This window comes from Pseudacidovorax sp. 1753 (assembly GCF_040544975.1).
Taxonomy (GTDB): Bacteria; Pseudomonadota; Gammaproteobacteria; order Burkholderiales; family Burkholderiaceae_C; genus Xenophilus.
This window is the reverse complement of sequence record NZ_JBEPKY010000027.1, coordinates 40,126-55,606: the sequence shown is the minus strand read 5'-3', so window position 1 is coordinate 55,606 and position 15,481 is coordinate 40,126. Positions and strand designations below refer to the sequence as shown.

General features: G+C 72.5%; 14 protein-coding genes. 4 read left to right on the top strand and 10 right to left on the bottom strand.

What is annotated here, in order from left to right:
• Positions 1-11 precede the first annotated feature (11 nt).
• On the bottom strand, positions 12-584 hold the full coding sequence (locus tag ABIC63_RS26240) for a 3-isopropylmalate dehydratase small subunit (RefSeq protein WP_354321918.1): 573 nt from the start codon (positions 582-584) through the stop codon (positions 12-14).
• Positions 581-1,870, bottom strand: coding sequence for a 3-isopropylmalate dehydratase large subunit (locus ABIC63_RS26235; RefSeq protein ID WP_294376050.1), 1,290 nt, complete (start codon positions 1,868-1,870; stop codon positions 581-583). Before ABIC63_RS26235 ends, ABIC63_RS26240 begins: the two co-directional genes overlap by 4 nt.
• A gap of 135 nt (positions 1,871-2,005) precedes the next feature.
• Here ABIC63_RS26235 and ABIC63_RS26230 point away from each other — a divergent pair, with 135 nt between their 5' ends.
• The gene (locus tag ABIC63_RS26230) at positions 2,006-2,851 is read left to right on the top strand and encodes an IclR family transcriptional regulator (protein ID WP_354321917.1); all 846 of its coding nucleotides are present in this window, start codon (positions 2,006-2,008) and stop codon (positions 2,849-2,851) included.
• Positions 2,852-2,879: 28 nt separating this feature from the next.
• Here ABIC63_RS26230 and ABIC63_RS26225 read toward each other — a convergent pair whose 3' ends face one another.
• The gene (locus ABIC63_RS26225) at positions 2,880-4,208 is read right to left on the bottom strand and encodes a PQQ-dependent sugar dehydrogenase (RefSeq protein WP_354321916.1); all 1,329 of its coding nucleotides are present in this window, start codon (positions 4,206-4,208) and stop codon (positions 2,880-2,882) included.
• Positions 4,209-4,327: 119 nt separating this feature from the next.
• Between ABIC63_RS26225 and ABIC63_RS26220 the strand changes: the two genes are divergently transcribed.
• Complete coding sequence (locus ABIC63_RS26220; protein WP_354321915.1) at positions 4,328-5,152, top strand: alanyl-tRNA editing protein; 825 nt, start codon at positions 4,328-4,330, stop codon at positions 5,150-5,152.
• A 122-nt stretch (positions 5,153-5,274) separates the two neighbouring features.
• Positions 5,275-7,560 carry a protein-disulfide reductase DsbD family protein gene (locus ABIC63_RS26215; protein WP_354321914.1) on the top strand — a complete coding sequence of 762 codons (2,286 nt, stop codon included), beginning with the start codon at positions 5,275-5,277 and terminating at the stop codon, positions 7,558-7,560.
• Between the two features lie 152 nt (positions 7,561-7,712).
• On the opposite strand, the gene ABIC63_RS26210 is transcribed toward ABIC63_RS26215, so the two are convergent.
• From ABIC63_RS26210 to ABIC63_RS26185, 6 genes are all read right to left on the bottom strand, one after another.
• Complete coding sequence (locus ABIC63_RS26210) at positions 7,713-8,396, bottom strand: HAD family hydrolase (RefSeq protein ID WP_354321913.1); 684 nt, start codon at positions 8,394-8,396, stop codon at positions 7,713-7,715.
• On the bottom strand, positions 8,393-10,354 hold the full coding sequence (ptsP, locus tag ABIC63_RS26205) for a phosphoenolpyruvate--protein phosphotransferase (RefSeq protein ID WP_354321912.1): 1,962 nt from the start codon (positions 10,352-10,354) through the stop codon (positions 8,393-8,395). Before ptsP ends, ABIC63_RS26210 begins: the two co-directional genes overlap by 4 nt.
• 135 nt (positions 10,355-10,489) lie before the next feature.
• Positions 10,490-10,867: a PTS glucitol/sorbitol transporter subunit IIA gene (locus tag ABIC63_RS26200; RefSeq protein WP_017761672.1), complete on the bottom strand. Its 378-nt coding sequence runs from the start codon at positions 10,865-10,867 to the stop codon at positions 10,490-10,492.
• A 26-nt stretch (positions 10,868-10,893) separates the two neighbouring features.
• Entirely contained in the window at positions 10,894-11,916 is a 1,023-nt protein-coding gene (srlE, locus tag ABIC63_RS26195; RefSeq protein WP_294375961.1) for a PTS glucitol/sorbitol transporter subunit IIB, read from the bottom strand.
• 70 nt (positions 11,917-11,986) lie between these two features.
• Entirely contained in the window at positions 11,987-12,541 is a 555-nt protein-coding gene (gene srlA / locus ABIC63_RS26190; protein ID WP_234197908.1) for a PTS glucitol/sorbitol transporter subunit IIC, read from the bottom strand.
• Between the two features lie 88 nt (positions 12,542-12,629).
• Complete coding sequence (locus ABIC63_RS26185) at positions 12,630-13,094, bottom strand: transcriptional regulator GutM (protein ID WP_354321911.1); 465 nt, start codon at positions 13,092-13,094, stop codon at positions 12,630-12,632.
• Between the two features lie 171 nt (positions 13,095-13,265).
• Here ABIC63_RS26185 and ABIC63_RS26180 point away from each other — a divergent pair, with 171 nt between their 5' ends.
• The gene (locus tag ABIC63_RS26180; protein ID WP_294375952.1) at positions 13,266-13,838 is read left to right on the top strand and encodes a hypothetical protein; all 573 of its coding nucleotides are present in this window, start codon (positions 13,266-13,268) and stop codon (positions 13,836-13,838) included.
• A gap of 339 nt (positions 13,839-14,177) precedes the next feature.
• Here the strand turns inward: ABIC63_RS26180 and ABIC63_RS26175 are convergent, their stop codons facing one another.
• Positions 14,178-15,479: an acetoin dehydrogenase dihydrolipoyllysine-residue acetyltransferase subunit gene (locus tag ABIC63_RS26175; RefSeq protein WP_354321910.1), complete on the bottom strand. Its 1,302-nt coding sequence runs from the start codon at positions 15,477-15,479 to the stop codon at positions 14,178-14,180.
• Between the last annotated feature and the right edge of the window lie 2 nt (positions 15,480-15,481).

Genomic DNA, 15,481 nt, shown 5'->3' with positions numbered 1-15,481 from the left:
GCGCGGCGCCCTCAGCCTGCGGCGGCGCCGGTGGTGGCGGCGTCTGCGGCGGCGGCCTTCTGCGCCGCCTCGCGCGCCAGCCGCGCCTTCAGGTAGGGGATGAAGCCGCCGGCCGCCAGCGTGCCGCGCTCCACCGACGACAGCGGCTCGAAGGGCAGCTCGGCGCCGGTGTCGAGGTTGATGACGCGGCCGAGCGCCCAGTCCACGCGCAGCCGCTGCCAGCGCTCGGTGGCGGCGCGGATGCCCGGGCAGGTGACGAGCGGAAAGCCCATGCTGATCTCGCCGCGGAAGAAGCCGGGCGAGAAGGATTCGGCGATCACGCCCGCCACGCCCAGGTGGCGCATGGCACGCATGGCCGGGTAGTGCGGGTGGCCGTAGCCGAAGTTGTGGCCGCCCACCAGCAGGTCTCCCTTTTGCACGCTGGCGGCGAACTGCGGGTCGTAGCTGGTCATGGTGACCGCGGCCAGCTCGTGGATGTCGGTGATCTTGATGTTCTTGATGCCGACGATGAGGTCGATGTCGTAGTCGTCCTCGGTGAAGATCCAGGCCGCGCGGCCTTCCAGGTTGGGCAGTTGGGCGCTCATGCCGCGCTCCCTTCGGCCGCGGCGGCCGCCGCCAGGTAGGGCCGCGGGTCGGCGATGCGCCCCTCCAGGGCCGAGGCGGCGACCACCGCCGCGTTGCACAGGAAGATCTCCGTGTCCGAGCTGCCCATGCGGCCCGGGGTATTGAGCGTGCCGGTGGACACGGCGCGCTGGCCGTCGGCCATGGTGGCGATGCGACCGTAGCAGTAGTCGCAGCTCGACGAGCTGATGAAGGCGCCGGCATCCACCAGGGTGGCGATCAAGCCCTCGCGCGCGGCCTGCGACATGATGGCCTGCGAGGTGGGCACCACATGCAGCTGGAAGCCCGGCTTGATGCGCTTGCCGCGCAGCACGTCGGCCGCGGCGCGCAGGTCCTCCAGCCGGCCGCTGGCGCAGGAACCCAGGTAGCCGGTGTGCACCTCCAGGCCCGCGTAGTCGGCCAGGTCGCGGGTGTTGGCCGGGCTGGGCGGCGCCACGACGATGGGCTCCAGCGCCGAGACGTCGATCTGCACCACACGCTCGTACACGGCGTCGGCGTCGGGATACACCGGCTCCAGCGCGATCTTGGCCCGCTCGCGGGTGTACGCCAGCGTCTTGGCGTCGGGCGCGATCAGCATGGTGGTGGCGCCCAGGAACATGGCCTGGCCGCAGATGGTCTGGCGGCCCTCGATGCTCATGGTGTCGATCACCGGGCCGCTGAGCTCCACCACCTTGAAGCGGCAGGAGGACGGGCCCATCACCCGCACCATGTGGTGGAACACGTCGCGCGCCATCACGCCCGGCTGCAGCGTGCCCGTGAGCTCGACCTTGACGGTGGCGGGCACCGTGAGCGCCATCTTCTCGCTCACGAAGGTCTCGAGCACGCTCTTGCGGGCGCCGAAGGCCAGGGTGCCGAAGGCGCCCAGCTGGCTCACATGGCCGTCGAAATGCACCGCGAAGGCACCCGGCGTGGCATAGCCCAGCTCGGCCGACACCTGGTGGCCGATGCCTTCGCGCTCATGCACCGGCACGCCCTGCTCGGCGCCCCAGGCGCGGGTGACGCGGTGCAGCTCTTCTTCCTTGGGCGCGGCGGCCGGCACCATGTGGTCGATGAACAGAACGAAGCGCTCGGGGCTCGTGACCTTCTCGACGCCGAACTCCTCGCGGGCCTCCTTGAAGAACACGTCGGTGTAGCCGGGGAAGTCGTAGGCGATCACGAAATCCGGCCGGGCCAGGATCTCGTCACCGGCCTTCACGGCGGGCAGCCCGGCCACGCGGGCCAGGATCTTCTCGGTCATCGTCTGGGGCATGGCGCCTCGTCTCCTTATCCACAATGTGGCGCCTTGCTCGGCACCCATGGATGAATTACAGAACGTGCACCCGGTTCACCCTGATGCGGTTAACCCTAGATTGCCCACAATGTGGATGCAAACTACAAAGCTCGCATGAGTGAAGAGAACGAGGAAGCATCCGAAGGCGCAGACGGACCGCCACAAGGTGGACAGCCGCGCACCGGTACACAGAGCATCGAACGGGTGGTGAACATGCTCCGCGTTGTGGCGTCCCGCGGTCGCAACGGCATGCGCATCGGCGAGGTGGCGGCCACCAGCGGCCTGCCGCAGAGCACCTGCTTTCGCATGCTGGCGCGGCTGGAGCTGGAGGGCCTGGTCGACCGCGATGCGCGCACCCGCAAGTACTACCTGGGGCCCTTGCTGCACGAGCTGGGTCTGCTGGCACGTCCGCGTTACCGGCTCAGCGAGATGTGCGACGCCGCCCTGCACCGGCTGGCCGAAACCACGCAGGACACGCTCTACCTGAGCGAGCGCAGCGGCCTGGAGGCGGTGTGCACCAACCGCGCGCTGGGCGACTACCCCATCAAGGCCTTGCCGCTGGACATCGGCATCCGCCGGCCGCTCGGCGTGGGCGCGGGCGGCCTGGCCATGCTGTGCGCCATGCCGGCCGCAGAGGCGGAGTCGATCATCCAGGCCAATGGCCACCGCTACGAGAAGTACGCCTCTTTCTCGGCCGACTTCCTGCGCGAGGTCGTGGCGCAGGGGCGGCAGCAGGGCTACTCGTTTCTGGACAGCGTGGTGACGCCCGGCACGGCGGCCATCGGCGTGGCCTTTCCGCCGGACAACCCGGTGGCGGCGATCAGCGTGGCCGCGATATCGGGCCGGCTGACGGCCGAGCGGCGGGAGGACATCGCGCGCGAGGTGCAGCGGCAGGTGCGGCTGATCTGCGCCGACATGACGGCGCATGCGCTGCTGCCGCCCGAGGCGGGCGGCAGCTAACCGGGCGCGACAGGCGAGCCCGCTGGGGTCAACGGGCCCGCGACACGCGCCACACCGCGCCGCCCACGTCGTCGGCCACCAGCAGGGCGCCCGACTTGTCCAGCGCCACGCCCACCGGTCGGCCCAGCGCCTTGCCGTCGGCCGAGAGGAAGCCGGTGAGGAACTCGCGCGGCGCGCCGCTGGGCTTGCCGCCGATGAAGGGCACGAAGCTCACGCGGTAGCCCGAGGGCGGGTTGCGGTTCCAGGAGCCGTGCTCGCCGATGAAGGCGCCGTTGGCGAATTCCTCCGGCATGCCGCGCGCGCTGGAGAAGGCCAGGCCCAGCGGCGCCACGTGGTTGCCCAGCGCATAGTCGGGACGGATGGCCGTGGCCACCTTTTCGGGCTGCTGCGGCTGCACGCGGGTGTCGACCACGCCGCCCCAATAGCTCCAGGGCCAGCCGTAGAAGCCGCCGTCGCGCACCGAGGTCAGGTAGTCGGGCACCAGGTCGCTGCCGATCTCGTCGCGCTCGTTGACCACCGTCCACAGCACATTCGTGTCGGGCTCCCAGGCCATGCCGTTGGGGTTGCGCAGGCCGCTGGCCATGAGGCGCTTGGCGCCGGTGGCGCGGTCCACCTCCCAGATGGCGGCGCGGCCTTCTTCGTGCTGCATGCCGTAGTCGGCGATGTTGCTGTTGCTGCCCACGGTGACGTAGAGCTTGGCGCCGTCGCGGCTGGCGATGACGTTCTTGGTCCAGTGGTGGTTGAAGGTGGCGGGCAGGTCCGTCACCTTCACGGCCGGGCCGCCGGCCTGGGTCTGGCCTTCGGTGTAGGGCAGCTTGACCAGCGCGTCGGCATTGGCCACGAACAGCTCGTTGCCCACCAGCGCCATGCCGAAGGGCGAGGTCAGGCCGCTGGCAAAGACGGTGCGCGTCTCCGCCACGCCGTCGCCGTCGGCATCGCGCAGCAGGGTGATGCGGTCGGCGCTGGGCGTGCCGGAGCCTGCGCGCTTCATCACCAGGCCGGTGACCTTCTCCTTGATCTTGTCGAAGAAGCCACCCGGCTTGGGGTCGGCATTGCGGGGCCGGTCGCTTTCGGCCACCAGCACGTCGCCATTGGGCAGCACATAGACCCAACGCGGATGGTCCAGGCCACGAGACAGGGCCGTGACCTTGAAGCCGGGCAATGGCGTGGGCGCGGCGGTGTCCTGCCAGCCCGTGGCGGACGCCACCTTCATCGTGGGCAGCAGCGTCTTGTTGGGCGCGGGCAGCTGCGGGTTGGGGCCGGTGCCGGCCTCGAAGGGCAGCTTGGCGGTGTCGCCGCAGCCGGCCAGGGCCAGCACCGCGGCAGCGGCAAGGGTGAGGGTGGCGGTGCGCATCATGGGTGCGGATGATCGGGGCCGGGCGTCCCGGGCTGTGTAGTCGCACGCCGCGCGTGACCCGCTGGCAGACGGTGCGTACGCACACCGACGGGCTGCGGCCCCAGGGCTACCATCGCAGGATGACCGCCGATGCCCCTGCGGCTGCGCCCTCGCCGGCCGCGCCCGCCATCCCGCCCACGACCACGACCACCGACGACCTGTTCCGCGCCGACGCCTATCTGCGCGACTGCCCCGCCCGCGTGCTTCGCGTGGAGGCCGCGACCGGCACCGTGGTGCTGGACCGCACCGTCTTCTATCCGCTGGGCGGCGGCCAGGCCGGCGACAGCGGCGTGCTGCGGCTGGCCGACGGTGCCGAACTGGCCATCGCCGACACCCGCAAGGGCAAGGACGCGGAAGGCAAGCCCACCGCCGAGATCTGGCACCTGGCCGCACCGGGTCAGGACGCGCTTCTTGCGCGGATCGCGCCCGGCGACACCGTCACGGCCGCCATCGACTGGGACCGCCGGCACCGCATGATGCGGCTGCACACCGCCAGTCATCTGCTCTGCCACCTGGTGGCACAGCCGGTCAACGGCTGTTCCATCACCCCCGAGGCGGTGCGCGTCGATTTCCACATGAGCGAGGCGCTGGACGCCGCGGCCCTGGCCGAAGGGCTGGCCGCCCTGGTGGCCCAGGCCCTGCCGGTGACCGTGGGCAGCGTCACCGACGCCGAACTGGACGCCAACCCCGGCCTGGTCAAGAGCATGAGCGTGCAGCCGCCGCGCGGCAGCGGCACGGTGCGCACCATCCGCGTCGGCAGCGTCGAGTCGCCCATCGACCTGCAACCCTGCGGCGGCACGCATGTGGCCAACATCGCCGAGATCGGCGCGCTGCGCGTGGCCAAGGTCGAGAAGAAGGGCGCGCAGGCCCGGCGCGTGGTGCTGGCCTTCGGCGAGGCAACCTGATGGCGGCCTGGCGGCACGCGGCGGCCTACGCCGTGGACGGATGCGCCGTGGCCGGCGGCAAGAACAGATCGACAACCCTGGCGGCCGGAACTTCAGGCCCGGGCCCCGCTCCGACCCCGCGCATGCGCACCGCCCACTCCCTTCTTCCTGCCCGCTGGCTGCTGCCGTTCTTCGCGGCCTTCCTGCTGGCCACGGGCCTGCTGCCCCGCGCATCCGCCCAGCTCACGCCCGGCAGCAACGGCGGCGGCAGCGCCGTCGTCACCACGCCGCACGTGCGGGCCGAGCTGGTCGCGCAGGCGCCGCAGGGCGTGGGCCCCGGCGCCACCGTCTGGCTGGGCCTGAAGATCAGCCACCAGCCCGAGTGGCACACCTACTGGAAGAACGCCGGCGATTCCGGCCTGCCCACCGAGCTGCGCTGGCAACTGCCCCCGGGCCTGGACGCGGGCGAGGTCGACTGGCCGGTGCCGCACAAGCTCTTCATCGGCAGCCTGGCCAACTACGGCTACGAGAACGAGGTGCTGCTGCCGGTGCCCGTGACGGTGGCGCCGGACTTCCGCCCACCCACCGCGCTGACCGGCACCGCCACGCTGCCGATCCGCCTGTCGGCCACTTGGCTGGTGTGCCGCAAGGAATGCATCCCCGAGGACGGCGAGTTCCGCCTCGACCTGCCCGTGCGCAGCTCCACCGCGGGCCATGGGGCCGAATTCGACGCCGCTTGGGCCGCGCGGCCGGTGGCCGCCGAAGCGCCCGCCACCGCCAGGCTCGCCGCCGACGCCCGCAGTCTGGCATTGCGCGTCGAGGGCCTGCCCGCCGCTGCCCAGGGCCGCACGCTGGAGCTGATGCCCGAGACGGCCGAGGTGCTGCGCAACGGTGCCGTCGCCGGCACCGACTGGCAGCAGCGCTGGGAGGGGGGCGTGTGGACGGCGCAGTTCCCGGTGGCCGACCAGCGCTCGGCCAGCCCGGCGCGCATGCCGCTGGTGCTGGCCCTCACCGGCGAGGACCGGCAAAAGGCCGAGGCCGCCGGCCAGCCGGTGGGCTGGCGGGTGGACGCCGCGGTCGATGGCCGCTGGCCCGCCGTGGGCGCGCCCGCCACCGTCTCGCCCGCGCTGCAGGCGGCGCTCGATGCCAATGCCCGCCCGGCCGCGCCCGTGGCGCCGGCCCCGGTGGCACCGGCCGGCCTGCTGCTGGCCCTGCTGGGCGCCTTCGCCGGCGGCCTGCTGCTGAACCTGATGCCCTGCGTCTTCCCGGTCTTGGCAATCAAGGTGCTGGGCTTCACCCGCCATGCCGACGACCGGCGCGGCCATCGGCGTGCCGCCCTGGCCTACAGCGCCGGCGTGGTGCTCAGCCTGCTGGCCCTGGGCGGGCTGCTGATCGCGCTGCGTGCGGCGGGCGCCCAGCTGGGCTGGGGCTTCCAGCTGCAGTCGCCCGGCATGGTGGCGGCGCTGGCCGGGCTGTTCACGCTGCTGGGGCTCAACCTGGCGGGCGTCTTCGAGGTGGGCATGCTGGCGCCGGCGCGGCTGGCAGGGACGCAGGTCCGCCATCCGGTGCTCAACGACTTCCTCTCCGGCGTGCTGGCGGTGCTGGTGGCCTCGCCCTGCACGGCGCCGTTCATGGGCGCCTCGCTGGGCCTGGCCATCGGCCTGCCGGCGCTGCAGGCGCTGCTGCTCTTCGCCGCGCTGGGCTTGGGTCTGGCCCTGCCCTACCTGCTGGCCGGCTTCGTGCCGGCGGTGGCGCGGCTGCTGCCCAGGCCCGGACCGTGGATGGACACCCTGCGCCGGCTGCTGGCCTTCCCGATGTTCGCCACCGTCGCCTGGCTGGTGTGGGTGCTGGGCCAGCAGGCCGGCATCGACGGCGCCGGCGCGCTGCTGGCCCTGCTGGTGGCCGGCAGCGCGGTGGCCTGGGCGCTGGGCACCCTGGCCGGCCGCACCCGGCTGCTGCTGGGCGGGGCGCTGGCGCTGGGCTTCGCGGCGCTGGCCGCCAGCTTCGGGCCGCTGCTGCTGCAGATGGCACCCGCGCCACAAGCCACGGCGGGCGGCGCGTCGGCCGAGTCGCGTTGGCAACCCTGGTCGGCCGAGCGCGTGGCGCAACTGCAGGCCGAGGGCAAGCCGGTGTTCATCGACTTCACGGCCGCCTGGTGTGTCACCTGCCAGGTCAACAAGAAGACCACGCTGGGCAATGCCGAGTTGCTGGCCGACTTCGGCGCGCGCGGCGTGCAGCTGCTGCGCGCCGACTGGACCCGGCGCGATCCGGCCATCGCAGCCGCGCTGAACGCGCTGGGCCGCAATGGCGTCCCGGTGTATGTGCTGCAGGCGCCCGGGAAGGCGCCGGTGGTGCTGAGCGAGCTGCTCTCGCCCGCTGAGGTGCGCGAGGCGCTGCGTGCGTTGCCGGGCGGGGCGGGCAAGTCCTGAGAAGCGGATCGCCGGAAGACCGAAGCGCCACGCAGGGCTTCGACACGCTCAGCCCGAACGGTCGTTGACTCACGGGCTGCCAGGGCCTTCAGCCGGCTGCTGCCCGGCAACGGCTGCTCGATCAGCCTGCCACCGCCCGGCCGCCCCGTCCCTCAGGCCGCCAGCGCCGGCCAGCCGCGCACCAGCGCCGGCAACTGATCCATCCGCTCGAACAGGCCCAGCGCGCCGGCCTCGGTGAGCCAGCGACCATGGTCCGCATCCACATGGCTGCCGCCCAGGAAGCCCAGCACCGCCATGCCCGCCGCGCGGGCGGCCAGCACGCCGGTGGCGCTGTCCTCGACCACCAGGCAGGCGGCCGGCGGCACGCCCAGTTGGCGGGCGGCATGCAGGTAGGCATCGGGCGCCGGCTTGGGCCGGCCCACGTCCTCGGCGGCATAGACATGGCGGCCGGCGAGCAGCAACAGGCCCGACGCCTCCACGCTGCGGTGGAGCCGATCGAAGGCGCTGTTGGAGACGATGGCCAGCGGCAGGCCGATCTCGGCATAGGCCTCGTACACGCCGGGCATGGCCGGCGCCAGGCTGGCCACGCGGGCATCGATGTCGCGCTGCAGGGCCGCGCGGTGCTCGTCGGTCAGCGGGCGCTCCAGCCGCTGCTCCACCAGCCGGATGATGTCGATCACCCGCCGGCCGAACAGGCCGGCCAGGGCCGGCTCGACGTCGACGCCGCCGAAGGCGCCGGCCAGCACCTCGCGCATGGCGCGGTCGGCCACCACCTCGCTGTCGACGATGACGCCGTCGCAGTCGCTGAGCAGGGCGCGCAGGGCCGCCGTGCTCACAGCTCCGTCACCCGCTTCTTGGCCGCGAGGATGGAGGCCGGGCTCATGCTCAGCTCGGTCACACCCATGTCGACGAAGCGCGGGATCAGGTCCAGGTTGGCCGCCGCCTCGCCGCACAGGCCCACCCAGATGCCGGCGGCGCGGGCGGCCTCGCAGGTCAGCGCGATGGCGCGCATGACGGCTGGATGCTCGGTGCGGTAGAGCGAGGCGATCTGCGCATTGGCGCGGTCGGTGGCCATCACGTACTGCGTGAGGTCGTTGGTGCCGATGGAGAAGAAGCCCACCTCGGCCGCCAGCGCGTCGGCCTGCAGCACGGCGGCCGGCGTCTCGACCATGATGCCCAGCTCGAAGCGGGCATGGGCCACGCCGGCGGCGGTCAGCTCGGCGCTGCATTCGTCGACCAGCGCGCGCACGCGGCGCACTTCGTCGACGTCGCTGATCATCGGGATCATCACCCGCACATTGCCCACGGAGGCGGCGCGCAGCAGCGCCCGCAGCTGGGGCTTGAAGACCTCGGGCCGGTCCAGGCACATGCGCACGCCGCGCCAGCCCAGGAAAGGGTTCTCTTCCTTGGGGAAGTCGATGCCGGCCACCGGCTTGTCGCCGCCGATGTCCAGCGTGCGGATGATCACCGGCCGCGGGTGGAAGGCCTCGGCCAGGCGCTGGTAGACCTCGGCCTGCTCGTCCTCGGTGGGCAGGCTGCGGCGCTGCATGAACAGCAGCTCGGTGCGGAACAGGCCGACGCCCATGGCGCCGGCGGCCTGCGCCAGCGGGATCTCGTCCAGGCCGCCCAGGTTGGCCACCACCTCGATCTCGCGGCCGTCGCGGGTGCGCGGATGCAGGTCGCGGTAGCGGTCGAGCGCGGCGCGGGCCTCGCGCTCGGCGGCCATGCGGCGTTCGGCATGGCGCTGCTGCGCGGTGTCGGGGTTGACGATGACGCGGCCGCGCGTGCCGTCCACCACCAGCGTGTCGGCGGCCTTGAGCTGGGCCGCGCCCAGCGGCACGCCCAGCACGGCCGGCACGCCATGGGTGCGGGCCATGATGGCCACGTGCGAGGTGGCCGAGCCGCCGGTGCACACCAGGCCGCGCACATGGCGGATGGGCACCTGCGCGAACTCCCAGGCGCTCAGGTCGGCGGCCACCAGCACGCAGGGCGCGTGGATGCCGCGCAGGTCCGGCAGCGACTGGCCCAGCAGCCGCGCCGCCAGGTGGCGCGTGACGCCGCGGATGTCCTCGGCCCGGGCGCGCATGTAATCGTCGGCCATGGCGTTGAAGCTGTCGGCCAGCACCTGGCCGACGCGCAGCGTGACGGCCGCCGCATCGCCGCGGCCCTCGATGCCACGGATGATGGCGCCCACGTATTCCTCGTCCTGCGCCAGGTCGATCAGGGCCTGGAGGATGGCCCGGTCCTGCTCGCTGGCGGCGCCGTTGGGCACGCCGCCGCCGGCCGGCTGCACGAAGTCGGCCAGCGTGCGGCGGAAGCGGTCCAGCTCGGTCGGCACCTCGGCGGCGTCGATCACCTGGCGGCTGGCCACCAGCGGCTGCGGCAGGTAGACATAGGCCGGCGCCAGGGCGGTGCCGCGGCTGCCGGCCACGCCGCAGAAGCAGTTGTCGGCGATGGCCTCGTCGGCATCGTCGGCCCCGCAGTCCTGCGCAGCGGCGTGCGTGGCGGGGGCGATCAGTGCGCCCTCTTCCAGGCCGGCACGCGGGTCCTGCAGGTACTGCACCAGACGCGCGAGCGCATCCTGCTCGTCGCTGCCATCGGCGCGCAGCAGCACCTCCTCGCCCTCCTTCACGCCCAGCAGCATCAGCTTGACCGAGCTCTTGGCGTCCGCCGGGTTGCCCTGGCGGACCAGGTGGATGCTGGACTTGAAGCCCTTGGCCAGCTTGGCCATCTGGGCGGCGGGACGCGTGTGGAGGCCTTCCACCACACGGACAACGGTGGATAACTCGATCATGGGGAGTTCGGGGCGCGGGGAGGTCGGAGGGCGTACCGCCGCGCGCGCTGAAGGCGGCGGCAGGACGGGCCGGGCGCTGCGCCCGACGCCCCGCGGCCGTGCCGGCGCAGGCGGGGAACGCAGGCGAGGGAAGCGTCAGTCGGCGATGGTGATGCGGCTGCCGGCGCCGATCTCGCGGCGCAGGGCGTTGGCGTCCAGGGCCTCGACGCAGATCTCGCCGGGCCGCTCGGCGGCGGTGGCGCCATTGAAGCTGATGACCACGTGACCCATGTCGCGCACCTTGTCCCAGGCCGTGCTGCCGACGGCGGTGACGCGGGTGTCGATGCCGCCCAGCGTGATACGCGCGCCCACCGGCGGGCATTGCAGCGGCACCTCGGCCGCCACGCGGTGCTGCACCGACACCTCGGCCAGGGCCGGCGGGGCGCCGTCGGCGTAGAGGATCAGCACGCCGCCGTCCAGCAGGTCGGGCACCTCCTCGCCGATGGCGGTCACGGTGGTGGAGTAATAGATCATGGGGTCTCCGTACAGGTCTTGGATGCTCAAAGAAGGAAGCTGGCCGCCCAGGCGATCACGACCGAGGTCGGGCCCATGATCTGGCGCGAGATCAGCACCGCCGGGACGCCGACGCGGATCGTATCGGGCTTGGCCTCGCCCAGCGCCAGGCCCACGGGCACGAAGTCGCAGCCGACCTGCGCGTCGTAGGCGAACAGGGCCGGCAGCGCCATGGCCGGCGAGATGGTGCCGTTGGCGATGGCCGGGCCGATGATGGCCGCGCCGATCACCTGCGCGATCACCGCGCCGGGCCCCAGGATGGGCGAGAGGAAGGGCAGCGCACAGATGGCCGACAGCACCAGCAGGCCGATCACGTTGCCGGCCAGCGGCTCCAGCAGGTGGGCCAGCACGCCGCCGATGCCCGTCTCGTTGATCAGGCCGATCAGCATGGTCACGAAGGCCATGAAGGGCAGCACGTTGCGCAGCACCTGGTCGATGGACTTGCGGCCGCTGTTGAACAGCACGCCGATCACGCCGCCCATGCCGCGGCCGATGGAGGTGATCAGGCCCACCACGCCGCCCTGCGGCGGCTGGTTGTCGGCCGCGCGGCTGGAGGCCGCCATGACGGCCGCGCCGCCGAAGGCACCGCCCATGGCCGCCGCGGCCGGGGCGGCCGCAGCCGCCGCGCCGCCGGCGGGCTGCAACTGCTCCACCTTCACGCCTGAGACGTAGATGTCTTCCGCGATGAAGTCGGCCAGCGGGCCCGACTTGCCCACCGGCGTCAGGTTGATGGTGGGGATGCGCTTGCGCGGATAGACGCCGCAGCGGGCCGTGCCGCCGCAGTCGATCACCACGGCCGCGACCTCGCTCTCGGGCGGCGGGGCGCGGAAGCCGTCCACCACCGTGGCGCCGGTCATCTCGGCCAGGCGGCGCGCCACCTCGGGGATGTCGCCGCCGGTGACGGCCATGATCTTGTCGCGCTCGGGTGTCGGCGTGATGGTGAGCGGGCCGCCCCAGCCGCCGGGGCCGGCGGAAACGGTGACGGAACGGAACGCGGAAGTGCTGGACATGGCGCGGGTCTCCTCGGGTCTGGTCTTGTTGTGCTTTTCGGTGGGGGCGGGGCGGTCGGATCGCGGCGGCTTACAGCGCGACGCCGTCGCGCTTGGCGATGAGCATCGTGATCTTCTCGGTGACGATGCCCTTGAGCAGGTTCACCACCAGGCCCACGAGCAGGTAGGCCAGGGCGAGCTTGGGCAACGAGAAGGGCGCATGGCCCTGTTCGGCCAGCTTGGTGATGGCGGTGGCCACGCCCAGCCAGACGAACAGCTCGCCGGGGTTGCAATGCGGGAACAGGCCGGTGATGGGGTGGCACAGCGACACCGCCGAGTCGTAGAAGGCGGGCTTGTGCTTTTCTTCCACGAACATGCCGAAGGTGTAGGCCATCGGGTTGGTCAGGAAGAACATGGCCAGGAAGGGCAGCACCGTGTAGCGGGTGATCGCGTTGCCGGCGGCGAAGCGCGCCAGCCGGTGCACCCGCTGCTCGCCCACCAGGGCGATCACGGTGTAGACCGCGGTGAGCAGCACGATCAGCGTCGGCAGGATGCCCGTGACGAAGCCGACGAAGGTCTTGCCGCCGGCGTTGAACACGCCGATGAACGCCTCCGCTGCGCGGGCGAGGAATTCGAAAGTCTCCATGGAATGTCTCCGTTGTGGTTGTGGAGTGGACGGGGGGGAAATCGGGGGCGGCGCGCGTCGACGGCGCGGCGCGTGAGACGTTGGGGTGTCAGGCGGCCTGGGGCTGGGGCTGCGGTACGGCCTGGCCTTCGGGGGCGGCGGGCCCTGCTGGCGCCTCGGCGGCGCGCTCGGTCTGGCGCCGATGGACGGCCTCGACCTGGGCGATGGCCTGGCGGATGGCCAGGGCCTGGGGCGTGGTGCCCTCGGCCTGGGCGGCCAGTTGCTGCAGCGTCAGGCCTTCGGCGCCTTCCTGCGGCTTGAAGCGGGCGAAGATGCTGATGCCGTCCAGCAGTTGCAGGCGGCGCACGCGCAGGGCCGGATCGACCTCCAGCAGCGCCACGGCGCCGCCGCGCAGGCGGCGGCGGGACTGGCCCACGCCCAGGTAGCCGTCGGACCAGCGGCGCGTGGCCTCGCCCATCGCGCCGCGGTAGTGGCGGTACTGCACCCAGGACGCCGCCACCTGGAGGGCCCAGAACAGGGTCAGCAGAAGCAGCAGTTGTTGCGTTGTGGGCATGGTGTCTCCAGGTTGTTGTCGGCGGCCGGTCATTCGGTTACGGCACGCCCCGCCATCGATCGTTGACGATGGAGAAAATGGTACATTTGTCCATCGACTAGTCAATATGTTCACGCATAAGGGTGTTCACTAGGTGCCAGGCCCGGGCGCCGGTGCCATCGTCCGACCCCCATGCTCGACACCCAACTCGCCCACCTCTGGAGCGTCCAGCCCGACTTCCCTGCGCAACTGCGTCGCTGGCACTGGTGCCGCGACGCCCATGCCGCGTTGCTGCTGGGCCGCGCCCGGGCCCTGGGGTCCGACGGCGTCGATGCCACGGTGGACCGCCCTGCCCTCGCGCAGGCCTTCTGGACCTGGGCGGCGCTGCTGGAGCAGGCCCAGCCGCTCGAAGCACGCGATGCCGTGGACGTGGCCCACTTCGCCAGCGGTGCGCTACTGTGGCAATGGCTGCGCCACCCGCCGCTGGTGCTGCCGCGTGCGACGCACGAGGCTCCGCAGGTGCGTGTGCTGACCGACGCGGCGCTGACGCTGCTGCAAGCCTGGCGTGTGGCGCGCGGCGCGCCGCCGCTGGACGCAGGACTGGAGGCGCGCGTGGCGCAGCACTGGACCAGCTACCTGGAGAACGTGCGCGAAGACGCCGGGCAGGCCATCGCCTTCCTGGACCTGTTCAGTGGCGCCAAGCCAGTCTGGCGCTATCCCACGCATCCGCAACTGCGGCCTGCCTTCGTCGCCGTGCCCGCCTGAATGACGCCGCTTCAGGGGCGGCTGTGCGATGCACGGGGCCCATTGGCGGCTTGCTTGACGACTGGGGTGCCAACCGGCAGGGAGGTCCAACGACTGGACTGCCAGCCGACGGGAAGGCTCGACTGACTCGGGTGCTAACAGGTGAGGAGACTCAACGACTGGGGTGCTAACCGGTGGAGGACGCCGGCATGCGTGCTCCCGGTGCCTTCTGCCGGGTTAGCGCCCACCCGCCCCGCGCCGCCCTCAAGCAGTCGCCTGACGCGACACAACCCAACCTGAAGCCCAAGCCCAAGCCAAGCCAAGACCCAGCCACCAATGTCGAGGCGCTCTGACCAGCGCCTAAGCCTGCGCCGCTGACCCCACCGCACCGCACTGCAGCGCGGCCACCTGCCCCACCCACGCGCCGGCCTCGACCTGCGGCAGATGGCCGACGCCCGGCAGCAGGTGCAGGCCCACCGACGGCGGCAGGGCCTCGACCTGGGCCCAGGGCAGGATGCGGTCCTCGCGGCCCCACAGCACATGCACCGGCACGTCGGCCTGCGCCAGCACCACGTGCAGCGCCGGCGCTGGCCCGGCCGCTGGCAGCAGCCGTTCGGCCAGCGTCCGCAGCGCCTCTCGGCGGCCGGGCCGCTGCAACTGCTGCAAGGCAGTGGCGACGAAGGAGCCGGTGATCCAGCGGGCCTCGTGCACCAGCCGCCCCATCACGGCCTTGAGCATGGATTCGTCCTCGGCCTGCGTGAGCCCGTCGATGAAGGCGGGATCGGCCCCGCCGCCCAGCCCCAGCGGCGCCAGCAGCGTGAGCGAACGCACCCGCACCGCCGCCTGCTGCAGCAGCGCCAGCGCCACGCCGCCACCGAGCGAATGGCCCAGCACATGCGCCGTCTCCACGCCCTCGCGGGTGAGCCGGTCGAGCACCTCGGCCGCCACGCCCGCCAGGTCCACGGCTCCGGACTCGGGCGACTTGCCATGCGACGGCAGGTCCAGCGCCAGCACCGGCAACGTGGCCGGCAGGTGCGCCAGCAGCGGTCGCCAGGAGCCCAGGTCGGCACCGAAGCCATGGATCAGCACCAGCGGCGCGCCCTGCCCCGTGCGCAGCCACTGCAGATGCAGGCCCGGCGCATCCGTCGCCGCACCGGCGCCGCCCAGCAGGTCGGCGGCGAGGATGCGGCCGTCGGGCCCGCTGCCGCGCACGGTGGCGAGGTCGATGCCGCGCTGGCGCGCCAGGCTGCGGGCCAGGGGCGTGGCGCGCAGCAGGCCGCCTTCCGCCGCGAGGGGCGCCGCCGCGGCGGCGGCAGCGATGGCCGCGGGCTGGGCGATCGCCTGCGCCACCGGCTCGTCCGACAGGGCCTCGGCATGGGCGGCGGGGGCGGCAACCGGGCCCGACTCGGCCGGCGGCGCCTCGCCCGCCGCCAGGATCCAGCCCACGATCTCGCCCACCGGCATCGACACGCCGATCTCGCCGCGGATGCCGTGCATCGTGCCGTCGGCCGGCGCGTCGACTTCCATCGTGGCCTTGTCGGTCTCGATCTCGAACAGCACCTGGCCCTTGCGCACCGCGTCGCCGTCCTTGACATACCAATGGGCGATCTTGCCCTCGGCCATGTCCATGTCGACACGCGGGAGGATGACTTCGGTGGCCATGC